The organism is Paenibacillus donghaensis (assembly GCF_002192415.1).
Classification (GTDB): domain Bacteria; phylum Bacillota; class Bacilli; order Paenibacillales; family Paenibacillaceae; genus Paenibacillus_AQ; species Paenibacillus_AQ donghaensis.
Window position 1 is genome coordinate 5,614,053 of record NZ_CP021780.1, and the last position, 20,316, is coordinate 5,634,368.

General features: G+C 51.9%; 16 protein-coding genes. 1 reads left to right on the plus strand and 15 read right to left on the minus strand.

Annotated elements, in window-relative coordinates:
• Nucleotides 1–49: 49 nt before the first annotated feature.
• The 11 genes from B9T62_RS25475 to nifB all read right to left on the minus strand — a co-directional run bounded on the left by B9T62_RS25475 (nt 50) and on the right by nifB (nt 13,393).
• A complete protein-coding gene (locus B9T62_RS25475; RefSeq protein ID WP_087917843.1) occupies nt 50–1,090 on the minus strand; it encodes a LacI family DNA-binding transcriptional regulator in 1,041 nt (346 codons plus the stop codon).
• Between the two features lie 1,115 nt (nt 1,091–2,205).
• Nucleotides 2,206–3,381 carry a homocitrate synthase/isopropylmalate synthase family protein gene (locus B9T62_RS25485; RefSeq protein ID WP_087917845.1) on the minus strand — a complete coding sequence of 392 codons (1,176 nt, stop codon included), beginning with the start codon at nt 3,379–3,381 and terminating at the stop codon, nt 2,206–2,208.
• Between the two features lie 3 nt (nt 3,382–3,384).
• Nucleotides 3,385–4,134, minus strand: a complete 750-nt coding sequence (locus B9T62_RS25490; RefSeq protein ID WP_087917846.1) for a HesA/MoeB/ThiF family protein — start codon at nt 4,132–4,134, stop codon at nt 3,385–3,387.
• A gap of 269 nt (nt 4,135–4,403) precedes the next feature.
• Entirely contained in the window at nt 4,404–4,973 is a 570-nt protein-coding gene (locus tag B9T62_RS25500) for a DUF269 domain-containing protein (RefSeq protein ID WP_157794009.1), read from the minus strand.
• Nucleotides 4,957–5,361 (minus strand): nitrogen fixation protein NifX, encoded by a 405-nt coding sequence (gene nifX, locus B9T62_RS25505; protein ID WP_087917849.1) that lies wholly within the window; start codon nt 5,359–5,361, stop codon nt 4,957–4,959. The genes B9T62_RS25500 and nifX overlap by 17 nt, the downstream gene beginning before the upstream one ends.
• Nucleotides 5,336–6,664, minus strand: coding sequence for a nitrogenase iron-molybdenum cofactor biosynthesis protein NifN (gene nifN / locus B9T62_RS25510; protein ID WP_087917850.1), 1,329 nt, complete (start codon nt 6,662–6,664; stop codon nt 5,336–5,338). Before nifN ends, nifX begins: the two co-directional genes overlap by 26 nt.
• On the minus strand, nt 6,654–8,018 hold the full coding sequence (gene nifE, locus B9T62_RS25515) for a nitrogenase iron-molybdenum cofactor biosynthesis protein NifE (RefSeq protein WP_087917851.1): 1,365 nt from the start codon (nt 8,016–8,018) through the stop codon (nt 6,654–6,656). Before nifE ends, nifN begins: the two co-directional genes overlap by 11 nt.
• Before the next feature lie 41 nt (nt 8,019–8,059).
• Nucleotides 8,060–9,601 (minus strand): nitrogenase molybdenum-iron protein subunit beta, encoded by a 1,542-nt coding sequence (gene nifK / locus B9T62_RS25520; RefSeq protein WP_087917852.1) that lies wholly within the window; start codon nt 9,599–9,601, stop codon nt 8,060–8,062.
• Nucleotides 9,598–11,061 (minus strand): nitrogenase molybdenum-iron protein alpha chain, encoded by a 1,464-nt coding sequence (gene nifD, locus B9T62_RS25525; protein ID WP_087917853.1) that lies wholly within the window; start codon nt 11,059–11,061, stop codon nt 9,598–9,600. The genes nifK and nifD overlap by 4 nt, the downstream gene beginning before the upstream one ends.
• An 82-nt stretch (nt 11,062–11,143) precedes the next feature.
• Nucleotides 11,144–12,010, minus strand: coding sequence for a nitrogenase iron protein (nifH, locus tag B9T62_RS25530; RefSeq protein ID WP_087917854.1), 867 nt, complete (start codon nt 12,008–12,010; stop codon nt 11,144–11,146).
• 6 nt (nt 12,011–12,016) lie between these two features.
• Complete coding sequence (gene nifB, locus B9T62_RS25535; RefSeq protein ID WP_087917855.1) at nt 12,017–13,393, minus strand: nitrogenase cofactor biosynthesis protein NifB; 1,377 nt, start codon at nt 13,391–13,393, stop codon at nt 12,017–12,019.
• Between the two features lie 517 nt (nt 13,394–13,910).
• Between nifB and B9T62_RS25540 the strand changes: the two genes are divergently transcribed.
• Nucleotides 13,911–14,738 (plus strand): TerC family protein, encoded by an 828-nt coding sequence (locus B9T62_RS25540; protein ID WP_087917856.1) that lies wholly within the window; start codon nt 13,911–13,913, stop codon nt 14,736–14,738.
• 248 nt (nt 14,739–14,986) lie between these two features.
• Here the strand turns inward: B9T62_RS25540 and B9T62_RS25545 are convergent, their stop codons facing one another.
• The 4 genes from B9T62_RS25545 to B9T62_RS25560 are packed head-to-tail and all read right to left on the minus strand — an operon-like array spanning nt 14,987 to nt 20,254.
• Nucleotides 14,987–16,678: a response regulator transcription factor gene (locus B9T62_RS25545; RefSeq protein ID WP_245864673.1), complete on the minus strand. Its 1,692-nt coding sequence runs from the start codon at nt 16,676–16,678 to the stop codon at nt 14,987–14,989.
• Nucleotides 16,675–18,432, minus strand: a complete 1,758-nt coding sequence (locus B9T62_RS25550; RefSeq protein WP_087917858.1) for a sensor histidine kinase — start codon at nt 18,430–18,432, stop codon at nt 16,675–16,677. Before B9T62_RS25550 ends, B9T62_RS25545 begins: the two co-directional genes overlap by 4 nt.
• Nucleotides 18,433–18,443: 11 nt before the next feature.
• Nucleotides 18,444–19,331: a carbohydrate ABC transporter permease gene (locus B9T62_RS25555; protein WP_087917859.1), complete on the minus strand. Its 888-nt coding sequence runs from the start codon at nt 19,329–19,331 to the stop codon at nt 18,444–18,446.
• 17 nt (nt 19,332–19,348) lie between these two features.
• Nucleotides 19,349–20,254: an ABC transporter permease gene (locus B9T62_RS25560; protein ID WP_087917860.1), complete on the minus strand. Its 906-nt coding sequence runs from the start codon at nt 20,252–20,254 to the stop codon at nt 19,349–19,351.
• Nucleotides 20,255–20,316: the final 62 nt, after the last annotated feature.

The window sequence follows — 20,316 nt, forward strand, 5'->3', positions numbered from 1 at the left end:
AACGTTTAGATTTATCAGAAAAAACAGATGTGAAACCTTAAGTCTTGTCTCACATCGTTGGTAAAGCAGCAACGGAGTCACGCTCGATTAATCGGCATTCCGGCATAATCAGAGGTTCTGTCTTGTTTCCATTAATCACATTGTATAAGCTTTCAATGGCCTGATAACCCATATCGTGCAGCGGAAGCTCCATAGTCGTAATCCGCGGGCGTAAATAATCGCTAAACTCCCTGTTGTCGAAGCCCATCACCGACAACTGCTCAGGGACCTTAATGCCTCTTTCGTCGGCAGCCTGCAGCACCCCCACCACCATGACATCATTCATGGAAAGGATTGCGGTCGGCGGCTCGGGCAGCGACAGCAACTCACCGGTCAGACGGAATCCGGACTCTCGCTCCCAGTCCCCCATCTTGATCAGCAGTGGATCAAAGGGTAGCTGAAAGTCAGTAATCGCCCGGTAATAACCGTTCAGCCGCTGCCTGGACGGAATGGAATCCATCAGCCCGCTGATAATGGCAATTCTGCTGTGGCCCTTGGCGATCAGATGGGACATCGCCTGATAAGAAGCTTGCTCATCGTTATATTGGATGGATATATCATCCCGTGTATAGCCATAGGTGTATACAATAGGTTTCCCGTCTGCGTCAATTAGCCCGGTGAGATCACGTGTATGTACACCGATATAAATGATCCCATCCACCTGCTTGCTGAGCAGCTCGGACACCGCATCGGCAGCATACTTGCGGTAGGACTCAATATCGGCAAAATTACGGCCGATACGTTTATTCAACCGAAGATTGACCAGCAGAATATGCAGATCATGGCGGTCACCAAAATCATTGATGCCGTCAATAATTTCCGGCGCATTAAAAACCGTCACATCCTCAGCGATCACTCCAATTGTATTGGTACGGTTAAGCTTCAGACTCTTTGCAATGTCGTTAGGCTTGTAATTCAGCTCCTTAATGGCTTCAACCACACGATGTCGTGTGTCTGGACGGACATTGCGGGTGCCGTTAAGCACATAGGAGACTGTAGCAATGGAAACCTTGGCCTTAGCAGCGATGTCCTTAATACTGGTCTTCCTCATAATGACTCTCCTATCTCTCTATCCCTGCCGCGCAAACTACCTTGTTAAACGTTTAGATTAATATCAACATCAAAAATATATCATATCAAATGATCGTAGGCAATAGTAAAAATCGATCCCACCCAAACCAAACCTCGATCCCACCCAAACCCTCCCTTCCAAGGGAGGGCCCCAAAGGGTTGCACCCTCTGGACACCGGCAAGTTTGGCGAACGAGCGTAGCGGTACGGTGATTAGGTCACTGGGAGGTGGGATCGCTTATCCCTGCGGGACCGCTTGAACGCCGCATGGGCTGGCCTGCGATCCCTGACGGGATGCAGGCCTGTGGCTGAGGTCAAAGGCGGGCTGTTCCTTCGGAATGCGCAAGACCTTAAGGTCAAGACGGGCTGTTCCTTCGGAATGCGCAAAACCTTAAGGTCAAAAGCGGGCTGTTCCTTCGGAATGCGCAAGACCTTAAGGTCAAAAGCGGGCTGTTCCTTCGGAATGCGCAAAACCTTAAGGTCAAAAGCGGGCTGTTCCTTCAGAATGCGCAAAACCTTAAGGTCAAAGGCGGGCTGTTCCTTCGGAATGCGCAAGACCTTAAGGTCAAGAGCGGGCTGTTCCTTCGGAATGCGCGAGAGCCTGGCTTTATTTATTCCTTACCCGCAACAAAAGTAAAACATTATCTTACTGCTTAGATCCAGTGTAGTTGAGTAGAGGATCGATAGGGAATTTCTACCGCTAATGGACGAAAAATGATGAATCTGATGAGTGTATAGGGAATTATTACCACTAATAGCCCTTTATTTGTTCCAAAATGTCCTCGATAGGCGATTTAGCGGCCACTTTTCCCTATAGGCCATGATTATCGAACAACAGTCCAGAACTAACGGTAGTTTTTCCCTATAGCCGCCTATGTTGTTCGACGGTAATGGTTCATAGCGCTTGGGGGGAAGGCAGGGTCTTTCATAGTAACATCATTATTACCCTATAACTCAGAAAGAAACGGCTTCTCCGTCCTCTGCAAGAGACAGTATCCGTTTCTGCGAGAAATATTAAAAAGCCGACTCGCGTCAGAGCAGAAATCGCCCTTCACAAGTCAGCCTGTTATTGATGATTATCGCCTTGGCAGCTTTCTTACACAATATCCTTCTTCGCCTGCTCCGGCAGTTCACCCTCCTGCAGCACGTGCAGCCCGTCCTCCAGCAGCCACTGGGCCAGCAGCGGCTCCGGCACATTGCCTTTGTGCAGCTCGGCATATGCGCGGACCTTCTCCAGCAGGCGGGCGAGCATTTCCGGCCCAGCATCCAGCCCTTGACGCTGCAGCACATGCAGGATGCCGCCGCTGCCGGAATGTTTGCCTAACACGAAACGGTGTGCCCTGCCCACCTCGGCCGGATCAAACGTCTGGTAGGTGGCTTGCTCCTTCATGAGCCCATCCACATGGATACCGGACTCATGGGTGAACGCCATGGGGCCGACCACCGGCTTGCCGTCGCCGACACTGCGGCCCGAGGCCGCAATGACCAGGTCGGCCAGCGGCTGCAGCAGCTCCGGCCGCAGCTGGATTCCGCCGCCGTACAGGTGGCGCCAAGCCATCGCCACCTCTTCCATCGCCGCATTGCCGGTACGCTCGCCAATTCCCGCGACCGTTGTGCTGGCCCAAGCCGCGCCCGCAGCGATGCCGCTGAGCGTGTTCGCGCAGGCCAGTCCAAAGTCATTATGGCAATGCACCTCCAGCTCTACATCCACCGGAACGGCGCCCAGCAGCGTGCCCACCCGCTCCGCCATCTGCCCAGGATGATGGGCAGAGACGGTGTCCGCATAACGGAACCAGCGGATGCCTTCTTGGTACAGCGTATTTACCACCTCAACGAGAAAAGCCATCGGCGCTCTGGAGGAATCCTCCATTCCCACCGAAACAGCAAGCCCCAGCTTCCGGGCATAATCTACCGCTATAAGCAGCTTGTGCAGCCCTTCAGCAGACGTCAGCCCCAGCTTGCCCTGCAGCTGAATGTCGGAGACCGGAATGGAGATATGGCTCCAGTCCACCCCTGTTGCCCATGCCTTGTCAATATCGCCCTTCATCGCCCGGTTCCAGGTCATAAGTCTCATGGGAAGCCCCAATGAGACGATGGCCGCAATGTCTTCCTGCTCCGTCTTGCCCATGGCAGGAATACCAATTTCCGCTTGCTCTACCCCGCAGTCCGACAGCATCCTTGCAATCTCCAGCTTCTCTGCCCGCGTGAATGATACTCCAGCCGCCTGTTCACCATCCCTGAGTGTCGTGTCGCATAGCCTGAGATTTTTCACGGTTTACCTCCCTTGGTTGCAGCAAGCGCAATCCGGATTCCGGGTAACATGGACGCTGTAACAGGCGAAGTCGAGTGTATTGAAGCGATGCATTACGCCCGCATAAGCCGCCCCTACCCTTGTAATCCATTTTACGGTCTCCAGCGCAGCCAGACAACCCGCAATCCCGGATGTAGCCCCAAGAACAGGGAAGCCTAACGGCTCCCAATCCTGCTGAATATCAGGGTACAGGCATTCTAGACATGCCGTTTCACCGGGAATCATCGTCGTAAGGGAAATTTCGAATCCATACATCGCGGCCTCTACCATCGGCGTTCCGGTCTGGACGCACAAGCGGTTCAGCGCATATCTCTCAGGAAAATCATACCGCGCGTCGATAACGATATCCGCCTGCTCGACCCAAGGCCGGGCCGCTTCCAGCTCAATCCTGGAATTATAGCCTTCGATTTCGACATGGGGGTTCAGCCGCTTCAGTTGGGCAACCGCTGTACTCATCCGTTCCATCCCCAGATGATCATGGTCCATCAGAATCTGACGGTTGAGATCGGGAGGCACGATTATTCCTTCATGGGCCAGAATCAGCTTGCCGACCCCCGCCGCTGCCAGGTATAACGCTGCGGTCCCGCCCAGGCCGCCGATGCCGGCTACCATCACAGTTGCTTCCTTCAGCGCCTGCTGCCCCTCCTCACCAAGCAGCTTCAGCTGCCGCGCATACCGCAACATCTCTACTTCTCCAGCCAGCTGCTGCTCCATTCGTCTTCCCCCCTGTGACTGAAATATTGAACGTGTACTCAAATATCAGAGGCAAAAAGGCCTCTGAATTATGCAGAACAATGGCTGACAGCGAGATAAGAGGCAAAATGGCCTCTGAATTATGCAGAACGACGGCTGACGGTGAGATGAGAGGCAAAATGGCCTCTGAATTATGCAGAACTACGGCTGACGGTGAGATGAGAGGCAAAAAGGCCTCTGAATCATGCCGAACTACGGCTGACAGCGAGATAAGAGGCAAAATGGCCTTGTTAGCCCTCCAGGCTGAATGATCCGTAGAGCGCTGTGGCTTCATTATATTTCTGCATAAAGGCCAGCCCTTCTTCCGCACAAGCCACCGCATAACGGACAGCCTTGCTCTCCTCGGTGAACGGAAACGGAAATCCGGCCCGCAGACTCTTCAATACAAGAATAATACGGCCGCTGTACAGCAGCGCCCGTCCAAAACCCTCTCCATTGATCTCGGCGGCGCTCTGGATCAGCGCACCGCTTCGCTCTTCAAGCACTCCCGCAATGGCCTGGAACAGCAGAGGCACCTGCTGGCGTACCTTGGGGGAAACGGCACAGTTGAAATCCGACTGCTGCTGGTCTGCCGCCGATGCCAGGAACAGCTTCGCTATCTTGGCAGACGGAGGGAGCGCAGCATTTCGTCCGAAATAATCGTCCGCATCCAGCAGCTGGCACAGCCGCCGGATGAAGGCAGCCTCCATGTCCAGGTCCGGCTGCCTTTGCTCCTGGGGCGAGTTGCGACTTCCCGGCGCCGCAGCTTCATCCACATAAACACCTTGCAGCACTTCACCCGCATTAGCCATGGGTTCCATCGGTATCTCCCCTTTCATTCTCCTCTTCCGCGCGCAGCACCTTCGCCAGCCACATCGGCGGCTTGCCCTGCAGCATCTCCACCGTCCGTTTAACCTGTTCGTCGATCAGACTGCCAACAGGTACTTTGACAGGCATAATCTTGCGGCGTGTAACCCGGGCAGCTGCCGATGCCCCAATCTGCATTACAAAAATCAGAGTGCAATCAGCCACCGCCTCCAGCCGGCTGTCAATCTTCCCGGCCTCATCCTGGCCCAGGATATCCGACAGCTTGCGCAGATCTACCAGTTCCCCGCCATTCTTGGTGACATTATAAACTGCAAATAGTGGACTCTGCCCGAAATGGGCATTTACCCGGATTCCGTCATCTGTGGCGAACGCTACTCTCACGGCGCTCCGCCTCCCTTCGCATTAACAGATTGCCTGCCTTGTTCGTCCATTCCAGCGCTCCCCGGTAACCGACCGAGGTGGACATATAGGCTCCAAGCTCGTTCCAGACAGGGAAACCTGCCGCCATAAAAGCCGCTTCAATTCTATTCGCCCCCGACATGCCATGCGAATTGCCAATCCACAGGTCCGCACCTCTGCCGAGGAATTCAGCATCATCCAAATCTCCGATCCAGACCTCATGCTCCATGCTTGAAACAACGGGTGTCTCGTAGGAAGTAATCAAAGCTTTCTGCTCCACTCCTAGCTCTTCCAGCCATCCCGATACAGAGCGCAGGTGATCCGGCTCCAGGGCAACCAGAGCGGACATTCCGGCAAACTGGAAATGGGCATCCAGCATACTGTCGAGCAGATTCTCCCGCTGCCAGCAATAACGCAGCGCCACCGGCTCGCCGCTGATCTGGTGCAGGAAATGCAGCAGATCATCCGAGGCCTTCAGCCCCATCGCCCCTTCAAACACTTTGTAGGGGGTACCCAGCGCGTTATGCAGCCTTCTGGCCGGGCGTTCCATACTGCCTCCGATGGCAATCGTAAGACCCGACTGCAGGCTCTGCAGCATAGAATCAAGCGGCACCCCTCCGCGTGTTAAGGGGGAGAAGCCGGTCAGCAGATGCCCCGACAAGGAAGTCGAGATATCGGGAAGGGCAATCACCTCGAAGCCGAAGGAGGAGATCATCTCCTTAAGCTCCATCACATCGCCCGGGGTTAGGAAGGAACCGGGCAGCAGGGTAATCTGGCGCGTATTCACATTGCGTATGCCCTTGTGGCCTACCTGCTGGATCATCTCGTCAATCATCGCCTCAACGGTAACGCTGAATCCTGATTCAAGCGAACCCCGGAAATCAGGCAGCGTTACAGAGAAAGCGAGGCCTCCTCGCATATTGCGTTCCCGCTTGTAGGATTTCAGCATGCTCTGATAGTCTACTCCGGCAACGTCGGTCAGCTCTGTGCCGATAATGCCGATAATATCAGGACGATGTTTGCTCAGCACCAGATTCAGCGCTTCTTCCAGGTTGCGGTTGGCGTCAAAGATCACATCCATCTCCTGAAGTGCCGAGGTCTGCACGGCAATCGGCTCACGGAAATGCCGGGTCAAGAGCGCCTTGGAGAATGCAGAGCAGCCCTGCGAGCCGTGTACAATCGGCATTGCGCGGTAACAGCCCTGAAGTGCAAGCACAGCTCCAAGTGACTGCCCGATCTTCAGGGGATTGACTGAAGCCGGTTTGATTCGGCGGTTAACGGTCATAAGGCGGCTCCTCCTTGTCCCAGGGAGCCGGACTTGATGCCAGCCTCCAGATGGGATTGGTCAGCGAATAGGTCAGCTCCTTGGCCAGCCGCAGCAGCCCTTCATAACCGGCGTAAGCTTTATGTCTTTCCTGATTAATATCTATGAAAGGAATTTGCTCTTTCATCGCTACATACATATTCCGTCCGCCGGCGATCATAATATCGGCCTTGCGGTCCCTGACCGTCTTGATGATCCGGCTCGCTCCGCCTTCAGGAATGTATTCGGTATCGTCTCCAACTCTGTCAGCTATGCGCCGCACATCATCATCCGTGCTTTTGTTCGTGCCTACGCCAACAACCTGCACCCCCAGCTCCTTGAGCGCTGAGATAATGGACCAGCTCTTGACTCCGCCTGTATAGAGCACCGCCTTCTTGCCTTTCAGCAGCTTGCGGTAAGGACGCAGATCCTGAATCAGCCGCGCTTCCTCGCGTTCAGTCAGCCGGTCCACCCGCCGCTCCATCTCGCGGTCATTCATCAGGAAGGCCATCTGGCGCAGCGAATAGGTCGTCTCCTTCGCACCATAGAAAGAGCCCTCAAAAAAGGGAATATGATAGCGTTTCTCCATTTCCTTGGCCAGCCCGAGCAATGCGCGGCTGCATACTACCATATTGACCTTGGCACGGTGCGCCCAGGTAATTTCCTTGTATCTGGCATCCCCGGTGATTCGTGACATAAGAGTGATCCCGGCACTGTTCATCAGCTTCTCGATATCCCACATCTCCCCGGCGATATTGTACTCACCGATCAGATTGACTCCCAGCGGAACCTCCTTCTCAGGTTCGCCTGTGCCAATTACATATTGCAGCAGGGCATCTCCGGCAAGCCGGTTGCCCAGATTCTTGCTGCCAACGAAACCTGGCGCATTCACCGGTATGACCGGCAGCCCGAGCCGTCCAGAAGCCTCCTTGCAGACCGCATCCATGTCCTCGCCGATCAGCGCCGTAACACAGGTTGCATATACAAATATTGCCGGAGGCGCAAAGCGCCCGGCAATATAGTCAATGCTCTCTTTTAATTTCTTCTCTCCACCAAAAATAATATCCGTATTATTCAGATCTGTAGCGAACCCGTATTGAGAGAGCGAGGGGCCGCTGGTGAGCGTCCCTCTGCTTTCCCAGCTGTTCCCGGCGCAGGCAATCGGCCCGTGAACCAGATGTGCCGCATCCATGATGGGAAGCAGCGTAATCTGGGCACCGTCGAAGGAGCAGCCTCCAGCTGCTTCGCCCGGCTTGGGACGCGGACAGGGCTTTGTTTTGGGAGTCAGACTCCCGCAAGCTTGCGAATCGAACTCATCTTTTCGAATCGGCTCCATCGGCCTCTTCCTCCTTCGCTGTACTGAGTGCTTGCCAGACCTTAACGGACCAAATCGTGATTGAAGCCGGAGGAGTCATCATCCAAATTCTGCAGGATCGTATTCACTACTGTAGTCAGCAGGTTCAGTGTTCCTTGATAACCGATAACCGGATACCGGTGCAGATGATGGCGGTCAAAGACCGGAAAGCCGACACGGATCAGCGGCACTCCGGCATCTTTGGCGGCGTATTTGAGGTGGGAGCTGCCGAAGGAAAGATCGACCGGATTGTCAATCAGCAGCGAACGCATATGCCACAGGTCATTGCCGATGTGCACCGTTGCTTCTGCCCCGTAAGGACTGGCCGCAAGCAGGGCTTCCGCTTCTCCCTTAAAGCCGTTGTCGCCGTTCGAGCAGACGATGTGCACCGGCTCCATTCCGGTTTCCAGACAGAACTGGATCAGACCAATCAGCAGATCGGGATCACCAACCAGCGCTGTCCGTTTGCCATGCAGATAAGGATGGCTGTCTGTCAGGGCATCCACTACACGGCCCCGTTCATCGATAAGCTCGGCAGGGATCGGCAGTCCGGTCAGCTCACTGATGGCATCAACCAGACGGTCGGTTGCCGTGATGCCAATGGGAGCCGACATGGAGACGGTCTGCTGTTTCCAGGTGCCTTCGATGTATTCGAGTGTTTTCTTGACCGAATACTTCTGCAGCGAGAGCGTACCCAGCGCATTGGCCGCCTTGGGCACATCTTCAAGCTTGGTTCCCCCGTAATAATAGGAGTATTCACCCGTAGCCGGGGAATCGAAGTTCCCGCTGTGATCACCTAGGAACGTATACTTTGTATCAAAAGCGGCCAGAATTTTGCGCATCTCGGCAAAGTTTCCGGTATAAGGCTCAAAACCGAGAATGACATTCAGCTTCTCGCCTGTACCTTCACCGCTGCCTGGAGTCGCCTCAATGCCCGAACGCTTGTAGAGCGTGCTGATAATGGACTTCAGCATGGAGTCATAACCTGTGATATGCGAGCCTGCGAAGCTTGGCGTATTGGCATAAGGCACTGGAAGCTCTTCCGTAATAGCCCCCTTCTGGCGGGCATTGGAGATGAAGGCCTGAAGGTCATCCCCGATGACCTCAGCCATACAGGTGGTTGAGACTGCGACCATTTCCGGCTTATACAGCGCCACGCTGTTCTCCAGACCGTCGATCAGGTTGCTCATACCTCCGAACACAGCACCGTCTTCGGTCATGGAGGAGGAGACAGCCGGAGCCGGCTCCTTGAAATGGCGGCTTAAATGGCTGCGGAAGTAAGCCGTGCAGCCTTGCGAGCCGTGAATGAACGGCAACGTCTTCTCGAAGCCCAGCGAAGCCATCAGCGCTCCCAGCGGCTGGCAGGCTTTATGCGGATTGACTACGAGCGACTTCCGGGCAAAGTTCTTATCCTTGTATTCCGAGGTTTTGGAATAGGCAAGGGCTTCGGCCGTTTCCTGCTCGCTGCAAGGCGCTTCGAAGGCCTTTTTGCCTTCACGCTGCTTCACATAAGGTTCGGTCTGAAACAGCTTGTTATGGTCAGGAATGTTCAGATGGTCTTTCATACGCCTGCCTCCTCTTTACGAACTGTCCCAGCTTTGCCCGGCTTCAGCAAACCCCATACCGGACTGTTAATCGTCATATCCATATCTCTCGCAAAGATCTTGAAACCGTCGTAGCCATGATACGGGCCGCTGTAATCCCATGAGTGCATCTGGCGGAACGGGATACCCATTTTGTGATAGACATATTTCTCCTTGACGCCGGAGCCCATCATATCCACATCCAGCCGCTGGGCCAGCTCCTCCAGCTCATAAGCGGTCGGGTCATCATAGATGATGGTGCCTTCAGGCAGCTCGGGATAGGTCTTCTCATAATCATCCTTGTGGGCGAACTCATAGCCGGTAGCCACCACTTCCATGCCCAGATCCTCATAGGCTCCGAGCGTATGGCGCGCACGCAGTCCGCCGATCAGCAGCATGACCTTCTTGCCCTCCAGACGCGGCTTGAACTTGGCAATAATCGCATCCATTTGCGGTGTATATTTGGTGATGACCTCTTCGCATTTCTGTTTGATGTGATCGTCGAACAAGGCTGCAATGGCCCGCAGACTTTCGGCAGTTTTGGTAGGGCCAAAGAAGTTATACTCCAGCCAAGGAATTCCATATTCCTTCTCCATGGTAGTTACCATATAGTTCATCGAACGGTGACAGTGAATCAGATTCAGCTTGGCCTTGTGAGCAATCGCCAGCTCGTTGATCGAACCATCCCCGGACCACTGGGCAATGACGCGCAGGCCCATTTCTTCCAGCAGAATCCGCGAAGCCCAGGCATCGCCGCCAATGTTATAGTCACCGATAATATTGATATCGTAAGGACCGGTCTCGGCAAGCTCACGTTTGCCCATCAGGAAGTCCCGGATCGCATCGTTGGCAATATGATGACCCAGCGATTGGCTGACCCCGCGGAAGCCTTCACAGCGTACAGGTATAATGGGAATCCCCAGCTCGATAGCCATTTTCTTGGAGACTGCTTCAATATCATCACCGATCAGCCCAACTGGACATTCGGATTGAATCGAGATCCCTTTGGCGAGCGGGAACATTTCCTTGATCTCACGGCAGATGACTTCCAGCTTCTTGTCGCCACCGAACACAATGTCCGTTTCCTGAAAATCACTCGTTACCTGCATGGCGGTGAAGTTGTCGATGCCGAGCTGCCCATTGGCATAGTTGCGCCGGGTGCCCCAGCTGTACTGGCCGCAGCCTACCGGGCCATGGCTGATATGCACCATATCTTTGATAGGACCCCACACCACACCCTTGGAGCCGGCATACGCACAGCCCCTTTGGGTCATGACGCCGGGACGGGATTTCATATTGGACTTAATCGCACATTTGCCGCAATTGATCAGCTCTTCATTATTGATTTCAAAATGTTTTTGGCGGTCCTTCCGCGCTTTCTCCGGGTAGGCCTCCAGAATCTCTTCTATCATCTTTTTGTTGGCTTCAATATCCAATCCCATAATGAACCCTCCTTGTTAACTGAACTGATCCGGCGAGCCGCCCGTCTCTCCACTCTTGCCCGCCTGACCAAACCAGTTCTGATTATTGGCCGGAAGCCTGCAGCTTCTTAAGAGCCGTTTCCTCATCTTCGATAACACCGAATTCCATCAGCAGGTCTTCCAGCTCTTCCATGGTGATTGGGGTAGGGATGGTCATCATTTTGTTGTTGAGGATCTTCTCAGCCAGAATCTCGTATTCTCTGGCCTGTTGGTGACCCGGGTTGTATTGAGCAACGGTCATTCTACGCAGCTCGGCATGCTGAACCACATTGTCACGCGGTACAAAATGAATCATCTGCGTATTCAGGCGGCGGGCCAGCTCCATAATCAGCTCATCCTCACGGTCTGTGTTCCGGCTGTTGCAGATCAGTCCGCCCAATCTTACACCGCCGCTGTTGGCATACTTCAGAATCCCGCGGGCAATGTTGTTGGCTGCATACATCGCCATCATCTCACCGGAACAGACAATGTAGATCTCTTGTGCTTTGTTCTCGCGGATCGGCATGGCGAACCCGCCGCACACTACGTCACCGAGTACATCGTAGGACACGAAATCTAGTCCTTCATAGGCACCCTGCTGTTCCAGGAAGTTAATCGCGGTAATGATCCCGCGGCCCGCACAGCCTACACCTGGTTCAGGTCCGCCGCATTCTACATTCAGAATATCGCCGTATCCCAGCTGCACTACATCTTCAAGCTCCAGATCCTCTACCGTGCCTCTTTCTGCAGCCAGCTGCAGTACGGAGTTCTGAGCTTTGGTGTTCAGAATTAGCCGGGTGGAGTCTGCCTTCGGGTCACAACCTACGATCATCGTCTTCTGTCCGAATTTGGTAGCCAGTTGGGCCAGAGTATTCTGGGAAGTCGTTGATTTGCCGATACCGCCTTTACCATAGAAAGCTATTTGTCTCATTGTTCATCATCCCTTCGATATGTTTATATTTTCAAAATAAGAGCTGTACTTCACACTTTCGAGAATGGCTTCCTGTATGTCACCTTTGCGGACGAGCGGCAATACACCGATTTTGTTCAGAGTGGCGCGGGGGGCATCCCCGATCCCGGAGCAGAGAAGAATACGACAATCCTTTAATATGGAAATGATCTCCTGGAGGGTGGCGTTCTTGTCTCCGTTGCAGTCGGCCTTGCCGTGGCAATAAGCCTGTATCTTGCGGACACCCAGAAGCAACACATCCGCTCCGTCGGTATCATAGATCATAAATTCTGTGGCATGGCCAAAATGCTGGTTGACCTTGTCGCCCCCCCGGGTAGCAACGGCTATCCTGGTGGTCTGACCTCCACTCCGCAGACCCTGCCTTGCCTGCTTGGCTTTGATCCGCTGTGCTATCTTCGCATCCAGCTCTACCTGGAACAGCGCTCTGGCTCTCCCATTCACCGTCGGATCTTCTTCCATACTATCCAGACCGAAATCCTGATTGCGGTCCTGGCCCAGCAGCCCGATGGCATCGGCCCGGCATTGCCGGCAGTGGCGCATGACCTTCATTCCGTCACGTCCGAGAATCTCCTGCAGATGGTTCAGTTCCTTGGGACGGGGCGCTTTGCGGCCGTCCTTCTCATACTGGCTGCCCGGGGCGATAATAAGCGGTGTTACATTATGCAGTGTAGCTCCCAGCTCTTTGACTCTGCGGGACACTTCCGGAAGATGCTGATCGTTGACCCCCGGAATCATAACCGAATTCACTTTGACCAGAATTCCCTTCGAGGCCAGCAGCTCCAGACCCAGCAGTTGGCGGCTGATCAGCAGCTCCGCTGCAGCTGTTCCTTCGTAACGCACCCCTTCGTCAAACACCCATGGATAAATCTGCTGGCCTACCTCAGCATCAATGGCATTGATCGTAATCGTGACATGGCGGATACCCAGTTCCACGATTTGATCAATATGGCGGTAAAGCGTTAACCCGTTGGTGCTTAAACATAAAGCTACATCCGGCACATGCTCCTTCACCCTGGCGAACGTATCAAATGTCCGCTCCGGGTTGGCCAGCGGATCACCGGGTCCGGCAATCCCTACTACTGACAGTTGCATCAGCTGCCCTGCTACCCCTTTTACCTTGCGCTCTGCTTGCTGTGGCGTAAGCACCTCACTGACCACACCCGGCCTGCTCTCGTTCACACAGTCGAATTTGCGGTTACAGTAGTTGCACTGGATGTTGCAGGCGGGAGCAACCGGAATATGCATTCGGGCAAAAAACCGGTGCGCTTCCTCGCTGTAGCAGGGGTGGCGGCTGATCTCTTCCTCTACTTCCATAGATAGACACGACGACGGCTGCGGCTTCATTCTTCCCACCTCCTGAGTTCATGTTAGGATTAGTTACACAATAGTTGCTTGACCTGCTTGAATTAGTCTCATCATATTTTCATTAGCAGGTACCGTCAATTAATAATCCCCTTAAAAAGGCTTGTATTTCCTTATGTTTGCAGTTTCGCCATATCGTATGTTATGTTTCCTAACCTTTAGTTATCATGTTTCCGTTTCCACGATCCTGTTTGCATAAGCAGTTTGACAATGACTCTCAAGTCGTATATGATCTACTTAGTAATCAGAACCCTACAATTTCATACATCCCGTAAAGGGGAGTAGCTGTTAAATAAAATCGTCAATACGAGAATATGAGGATATTCTCCGGTTTTATTGGCAATATATCATTGTTAGCGAGACCTTTACCAAATGGGTTAGACCTTTATTCCAAAGGCTAATCTTTTTGGTAAAGGTCTTTTTTATATAAATCTGGTTATGATTGTGTAAGGAAGACATTTATTGTGTGAGATTCATATTCGAAACGGAGGAAAAAGGAATGGATTGGGGATTAGTATTAGAGTATGGCTGGGTATTATTGGTGCTTGTAGCACTAGAGGGACTTCTCGCTGCAGATAACGCACTGGTGCTGGCTATCATGGTCAAGCATTTACCCGATGAGGAACGGAAAAAGGCATTGTTCTATGGTTTGGCGGGTGCCTTCGTGTTCCGTTTCGGTTCCTTGTTCATCATCTCCTATCTGGTTGATATCTGGCAAGTACAAGCTATCGGCGCGCTGTATCTGTTGTTCATTGCCCTTAACCATATCTTGCGCAAGTTCTTCTTCAGGAAGAATGTCACTGAAGAAGCTAACGAGAGCGGCACGGCTGGAGCAGTCAACAAAAAGAAAGCAAGCTTCTGGTTTACCGTACTTAAGGTTGAAATTGCAGATATCGCTTTTGCTGTAGACTCCATTCTGGCTGCAGTGGCGCTGGCCGTGGCTCTTCCTCCAAGCGGAATCGGACACATCGGTGGTTTGGATGGCGGACAGTTCATCGTAATCTTTACTGGCGGATTCATTGGTTTGGTCATCATGCGTTTCGCCGCTTCCTTCTTCGTCAAGCTGCTTCATACCCGTCCAGGTCTTGAAGTAGCTGCCTTCTTCATCGTAGGCTGGGTCGGTGTCAAGCTGGCTGTTATTACATTGGCTCACCCTTCACTGGGTGTTCTGTCCGAGGATTTCGCCCACAGCACCTGGTGGAAGCTGACCTTCTACATTGTTCTGGTTCTGATCGCTGCCTGCGGCTGGATGCTCAGCAGCAAAACAGAGGTACAGAACGAAGGCGAGAATCCGGTTAAGGAAGTTGACAAACAGCTGGGCAAATAAGCTGTCTGCGGTACACTCATAACCCGAAAGAGATGCACTGTTCTCCGATGTAAGCAGTCCTGCTTATGTTGCGGAAGGTGACCCTCTTTCGGGTTATTTTCATGCATCCGTTTCTACTTAAATCTAACCTTTTCACACCTATTCGAACGTTGCACTATTTACCAGGCCCCCGCGAAAAATATATACTTAGTCTCAAGTCATACCAGACAGTATATGGAGACAGGAGATAGAATCATAACTGCCAGAACCTACCGCGTGAATATCATCTCCACCTGTTGTTTAATACGGATCATATCAGGCTGCTCCCGGAATTCCTGCGGTGTGCAGCCTGCGGTTTTTTTGAAAAAACGAAAAAAATAGTGCTGATCGGTGAAGCCGAGCTGATTGGAAATTTCGTGCATTTTCAAAGCGGTTCCCAAGAGAAGCTCCTTGCTTCGCTCCATCTTTTTTTCCAGAATATAATCAGAAATCCCTTTGCCCGTTGTTTTTTTATACCAGCGCGACAAATAGGACGGGTTAAGGGAGACCTCCCGGGCAATCCGGGTCAACGATAAGTCATTGGCCAGATGCGATTTAATGTACTGGTGAATCATAGACAGGATATGGGATTCGTCATGTTTATACGTGTCGCTCCGTTTGGAGAATATCCATTCAAAAAATGCGTGATAAAAGGCTATAATCTCTGACCAATGGGTATGAACGTTCAGATACAGCATACGTGACAAATCCATGGTACGATGTGCTTCCTCCATCAGTCCCAGCTCCTGCAAGGTTTGCAGCAGCGTACCGCTCAGCCCTGACAGCAATCTTAATCTTACAAAAGAGTCTGCCGGACCGTCCTCTCCGCTTAAATCGATCCATTTCCGAAAGCTGCAGCTCCAGTCGGCATCCCGTTCCAACAACCGCTGCTTCAGATAGTCCAGCAGCAAATCTGCGGCGCCCAATGGATTCTGCACCGGACCGGAACTCGGTCCGGCTTCACTTACATTAACCCGCAGCAGCTTCTCCATGCCCAGTCCAGGGCTGCCATAAATAGCCAGCCGCAGGCGGTTCATCGTATAATTCAGCTCCTGCCAGGCTACCGCCTGCTCACTGACGATCATGGACACCGACATCTGCAGACATTTGCCACAGGCCTGCTGCACAGATTCCAGGGTTCCGTGCACAAAACGGAGTGTTTTGACCCAGAGCTCGTCCTCTCTCTCTGACCGCACAGTATCATTCTTGGGCTGCACAAAACAGGCAATCGTCCCCGGATCTAGATCAATAGCCTTCACTTCGGCCTTGTCACCGAGAAATTCCTCAGCAATATTGGCTACAGCATAACGTATCAGGCTACGATCTGAAGCGGTTTCATAATTTCGCCAGTTTTCAATTCGCAGAATCATTGGCAGCACCAGACTTGCCGCCCTCAGGGGGAGCTGAATGGCGTCGAACTCATCCTGAAGGCCCAGCCAATCCATCCGTTCGGTACGTTTCTGAACATCAAGCATCAGCTGCTGCTGCAATTGGGGCAGAGCACGGGGAAGCTTGTCACGGAACCACTTGGCTTGGTAATTAAAGTTCTCTTCGGAAGAAATCTTCTCCAGCGTCTGGGATACGGAAGTGCGAATTCTCTCCATGCCTTCCGTCTTCAGCAAATAATCCACTACACAGGGGTTGCGGATCGCCTGGTGTGCATAGTTGAATTCATCATGTCCTGTCAGCAGAATCACCTTGCAGCGCGGCCACCGGTCAACAATTTCCTGAATTAGCTGCATGCCATCTATTCCCGGCATACAGATGTCGCTGAGTACAATATCAATCTTGACGGTATTCAGCCAGTCGATGGCATCAGCTGCAGAATAAACCTTAAGAATCTCCAAATCTGCGAAATCCGCCTTGGAGAAAAATTCATACAGCCCGTCCAGAATGACAGGTTCATCATCCACAATCATCATTCGCTGCACTTGTGCCCTGCCCCTCTCACTGGAATATTCACCCTTACACAAAGTCCGCCAAGCGGGCTCCTCTCCACTACCAATCCATAACGGGAACCGAACTTGATCCGAATCCGCTGATTCACGTTCAGTAGACCCGTGATTTCTCCCTGGTTCCACTCCTGTACGGCAAGTTGCCGCTTCAACAGGTTCAGCTTATCCTCATCCATTGTATCCCCATTATCCTCAATCTTGATGGACAGCATCTGTTCCGTTAGTTCATAGCTTATTTGCAGCAATCCATTGCTGCTCTTCTGCTTAAGTCCATGCTCGAACACATTCTCAATCATCGGCTGCAGCAGAACCCTGGGAAGCTGAATCGCGCGCCATTCCGGCTCCAGTTCCTCGACCTCGGCATGGATTCTGGGTCCGAAGCGAATCTGCTGAATGGCCAGATATACCATCGCATGCTCTACCTCCTGCTGCAGGGTGACTTCCCGGGCAGAATCACGGGTCATGTAGCGGAAATATTGTCCCAAATAATCGGAGAATTCCTTAATCAGCTCCACATTCTCCACTTCAGCCATCTGCTTAATGCTGAACAGACTATTATAGAGAAAATGCGGGGTGATCTGCGATTGTAGATGCTTAAGCTCTGCTTCGCCTGTACGGATTCGCTGCACATAATTCTCTTCAATCAAAGTATGCAAATGCTTGAGCATCTCGTTGAACCTGGAATACAGATATCCGAATTCATCCCTCCTGGAATGGGTGATGGATATCCCCGTCTGTCCCTGCTCCGCTTTTCTGAATCCCCTGATCAAGATAGACATCGGTCGGTGAATCGTCCTGTAAGTCCAGAAAGAAAACAGAGCCACAATCCCTATGGAGACAACAGTCAACAGACGCAGCAGCAGAGAGTATATACGAATCGGTTTCATTAATACAGCATTGGGAATGCTTGCGGTCAATCTGAAATTGTTGCTGTGATCATAAAGAGAGTAATAAATGGAGTCCTGATCTCTGTCCCGCTGGATGCTTACTGCTTCCTCAACCGGATGAGGCTTCTCCTTCGGGAGCCATTCTGGTGTCTTCTCGGAAGAGGACAGAACATACCCATTGCCATCGCCAAAGGCCAGCGTGATGTCACTCCCACCAGAAACAGCAAATTCTTTCAGCCGTGACTCCAGTTCGGCCGAAGAGAGCTTCAAACCAAGCAGGAAGTTAGGCGGAACATTACTGTCCAGATTATACGGATTGCTGCGCAGCAGGTATAATTCATTCTTGTATTTGGATAAGGCGCCGTTCAGATTCCCCATGGTGTTCAGCAAGTTTTGCCATTCGTCGCTTGTCACATCCCTGATGCCACTACTGGTACTGACCCGCTTGTTGATCTGTGGAACATAATAGACAACGTCACTGATATAAGGACTGGTTTCCTTGATTTGCTTAAGCTTGGTATAAATATTATTCAGGCTGAGGTCCACTTCATAACGGCTCATAATCGGAATGCGGGTGCTGAAGGCTGACAGCACTTCATCCAGGGAGTATTCCGTTACCATTCCGGTCATTCGTTGCAGTTCAAATCCCAGATGACTGTAGTAGAAGTGCAGTTTAGATTCATTGGCTCTCTCCACTTCGGCCTGCATCCGGTTGGAGCTGTAGTAGGTAATCGATATGCTGAGCGCGGACAACGGCAGCATGACCAGCAGAAAAGCGCCGATCAGCTTCACCACAATAGAGTTGGGATTCCACCGTGATAGTAATCGTTTCATCCTTATTGATTCTATCCCTTCACACTCCCAACGACCAGACCATGGACAAAATACCTCTGCAGGAACGGATAAATGGCCAGAATCGGCACAATGGATAAAAAGATCTGCGCCGCCTGCGTGGTTCGGTCAGAAACCTTATTTAACATTGCCGCCTGCTCAAAGGTGACATTCTCCGTCTGCAGCGATACCTGTTGCAGAATGGATTGCAAATAGGTTGCCAGCGGATAATGTTCAGGACTCCTCATATAGATCATGCCATCAAACCAGGCATTCCAGTGACCCACCAGCGAGAAGAGGGTGACCGTTGCAATACTCGGCAAGGAAACCGGCAGATATACGCTCCATAAGGTGCGCAGATGACCGGCTCCATCCATCCATGCCGCTTCCTCCAGTTCCTTAGGCAAACCCCTGAAGAAGTTAAGCATGAGCAGCACATTAAAGATTGGAACCGCACCGGGGATCACAAGCGCCCACACACTATCGAGCAGGCCCATTTCTTTTACAATTAAATAGCCGGGAATCAAGCCGCCGCTGAACAGCATCGTAAACACAAAAATCCAGGCATAGGCCGTCCGGGAACGGAAGGTTGCCGCTTCTTTGGATAGAGGATAAGCTACCAGAATCGTAAGCAGCAGATTGACGGATACACCCAGCACCACCCGCAGCAGACTGGTTACGAAGGATTGAATAAACTGATGGTTCTGAAGCATATACCGATAGGAGGACAGCGTGAAATCAACCGGCCACAGGGTTACGCTCCCGGCGTTTACCGCAGCGCTTGAGCTGAACGAAATCGCCAGGATATTGACTATAGGAAAAAGACAAAGTATAGCGATCACAGTCAGAATCACATAATTGCACCGGAGAAACCAACGATATGCGTGTGAAGTATGGTGCATTCAGCCCACCTCTTTCTTTAGAAAATCCGATATTTGGCAAAACGATACGCAAGATAATAACCAAACCCTATAAAGGCAAAAGAAACAACGGATTTAATCAGTCCAAGCGCAGTGGATACCGAATATTGCGCCTCCTGCAGACCGATCCGGTAAATCATCGTATCCAGAATATCGCCGGATTCATACACCAGGGGATTATACAGGTTGAACACCTGATCAAAGCCGCCATTCAGCACATTGCCAAGACTAAGGGTGAGCATCAGGATCATAATCGGGCGTATTCCCGGCAGAGTAATGTGCCAGGTCTGCTTCCATCTGCCTGCACCATCTATAATCGATGCTTCATACAGGGACTGGTCAATACTAGTCAAGGCGGCCAAATATATAATCGTGCCGAACCCGAATTCCTTCCATTGATCCGTAATCACCAGAATGTAAGGAAACCAGTTATTATCAGCCAGAAATTGAATGGGCTGCATGCCCAGTGATTTCAGGACCATATTGACGATGCCGCTGCTCGGTGACAGGACATCCACGACAATACCACCGAGAATAACCCATGAGAAAAAATGCGGCATGTAGATTATCGTTTGGATGGAGCGCTTGAAGCCATTGATACGAACCTCATTGAGCAGCAATGCAGCGATAACCGGCACAGTCAATCCGGCAGCAATCTTCATGATTGAGATAAATATGGTGTTCCATACAACCTGTCTAAACCCAGGAAGCTCAAATAAATAACAAAAGTTGTCCAAGCCATTCCAGGTAATCTCTCTAAAACCGGAAATGGGGGAGAAATCCTGAAAGGCGATAACAAGTCCTGCCATTGGGATATAACTGAAAATAATGATTAGTACGAGGCCCGGCAATATCATGAAGTGCAGTGGAATATTGCGCAGAAATTGCTTGGGATTAAAATGCATATGCTGTCTCCTCCTTGTTACTTGATTATAGAGCAGTCTTAAATTGCGTTTATAGTGTAGCG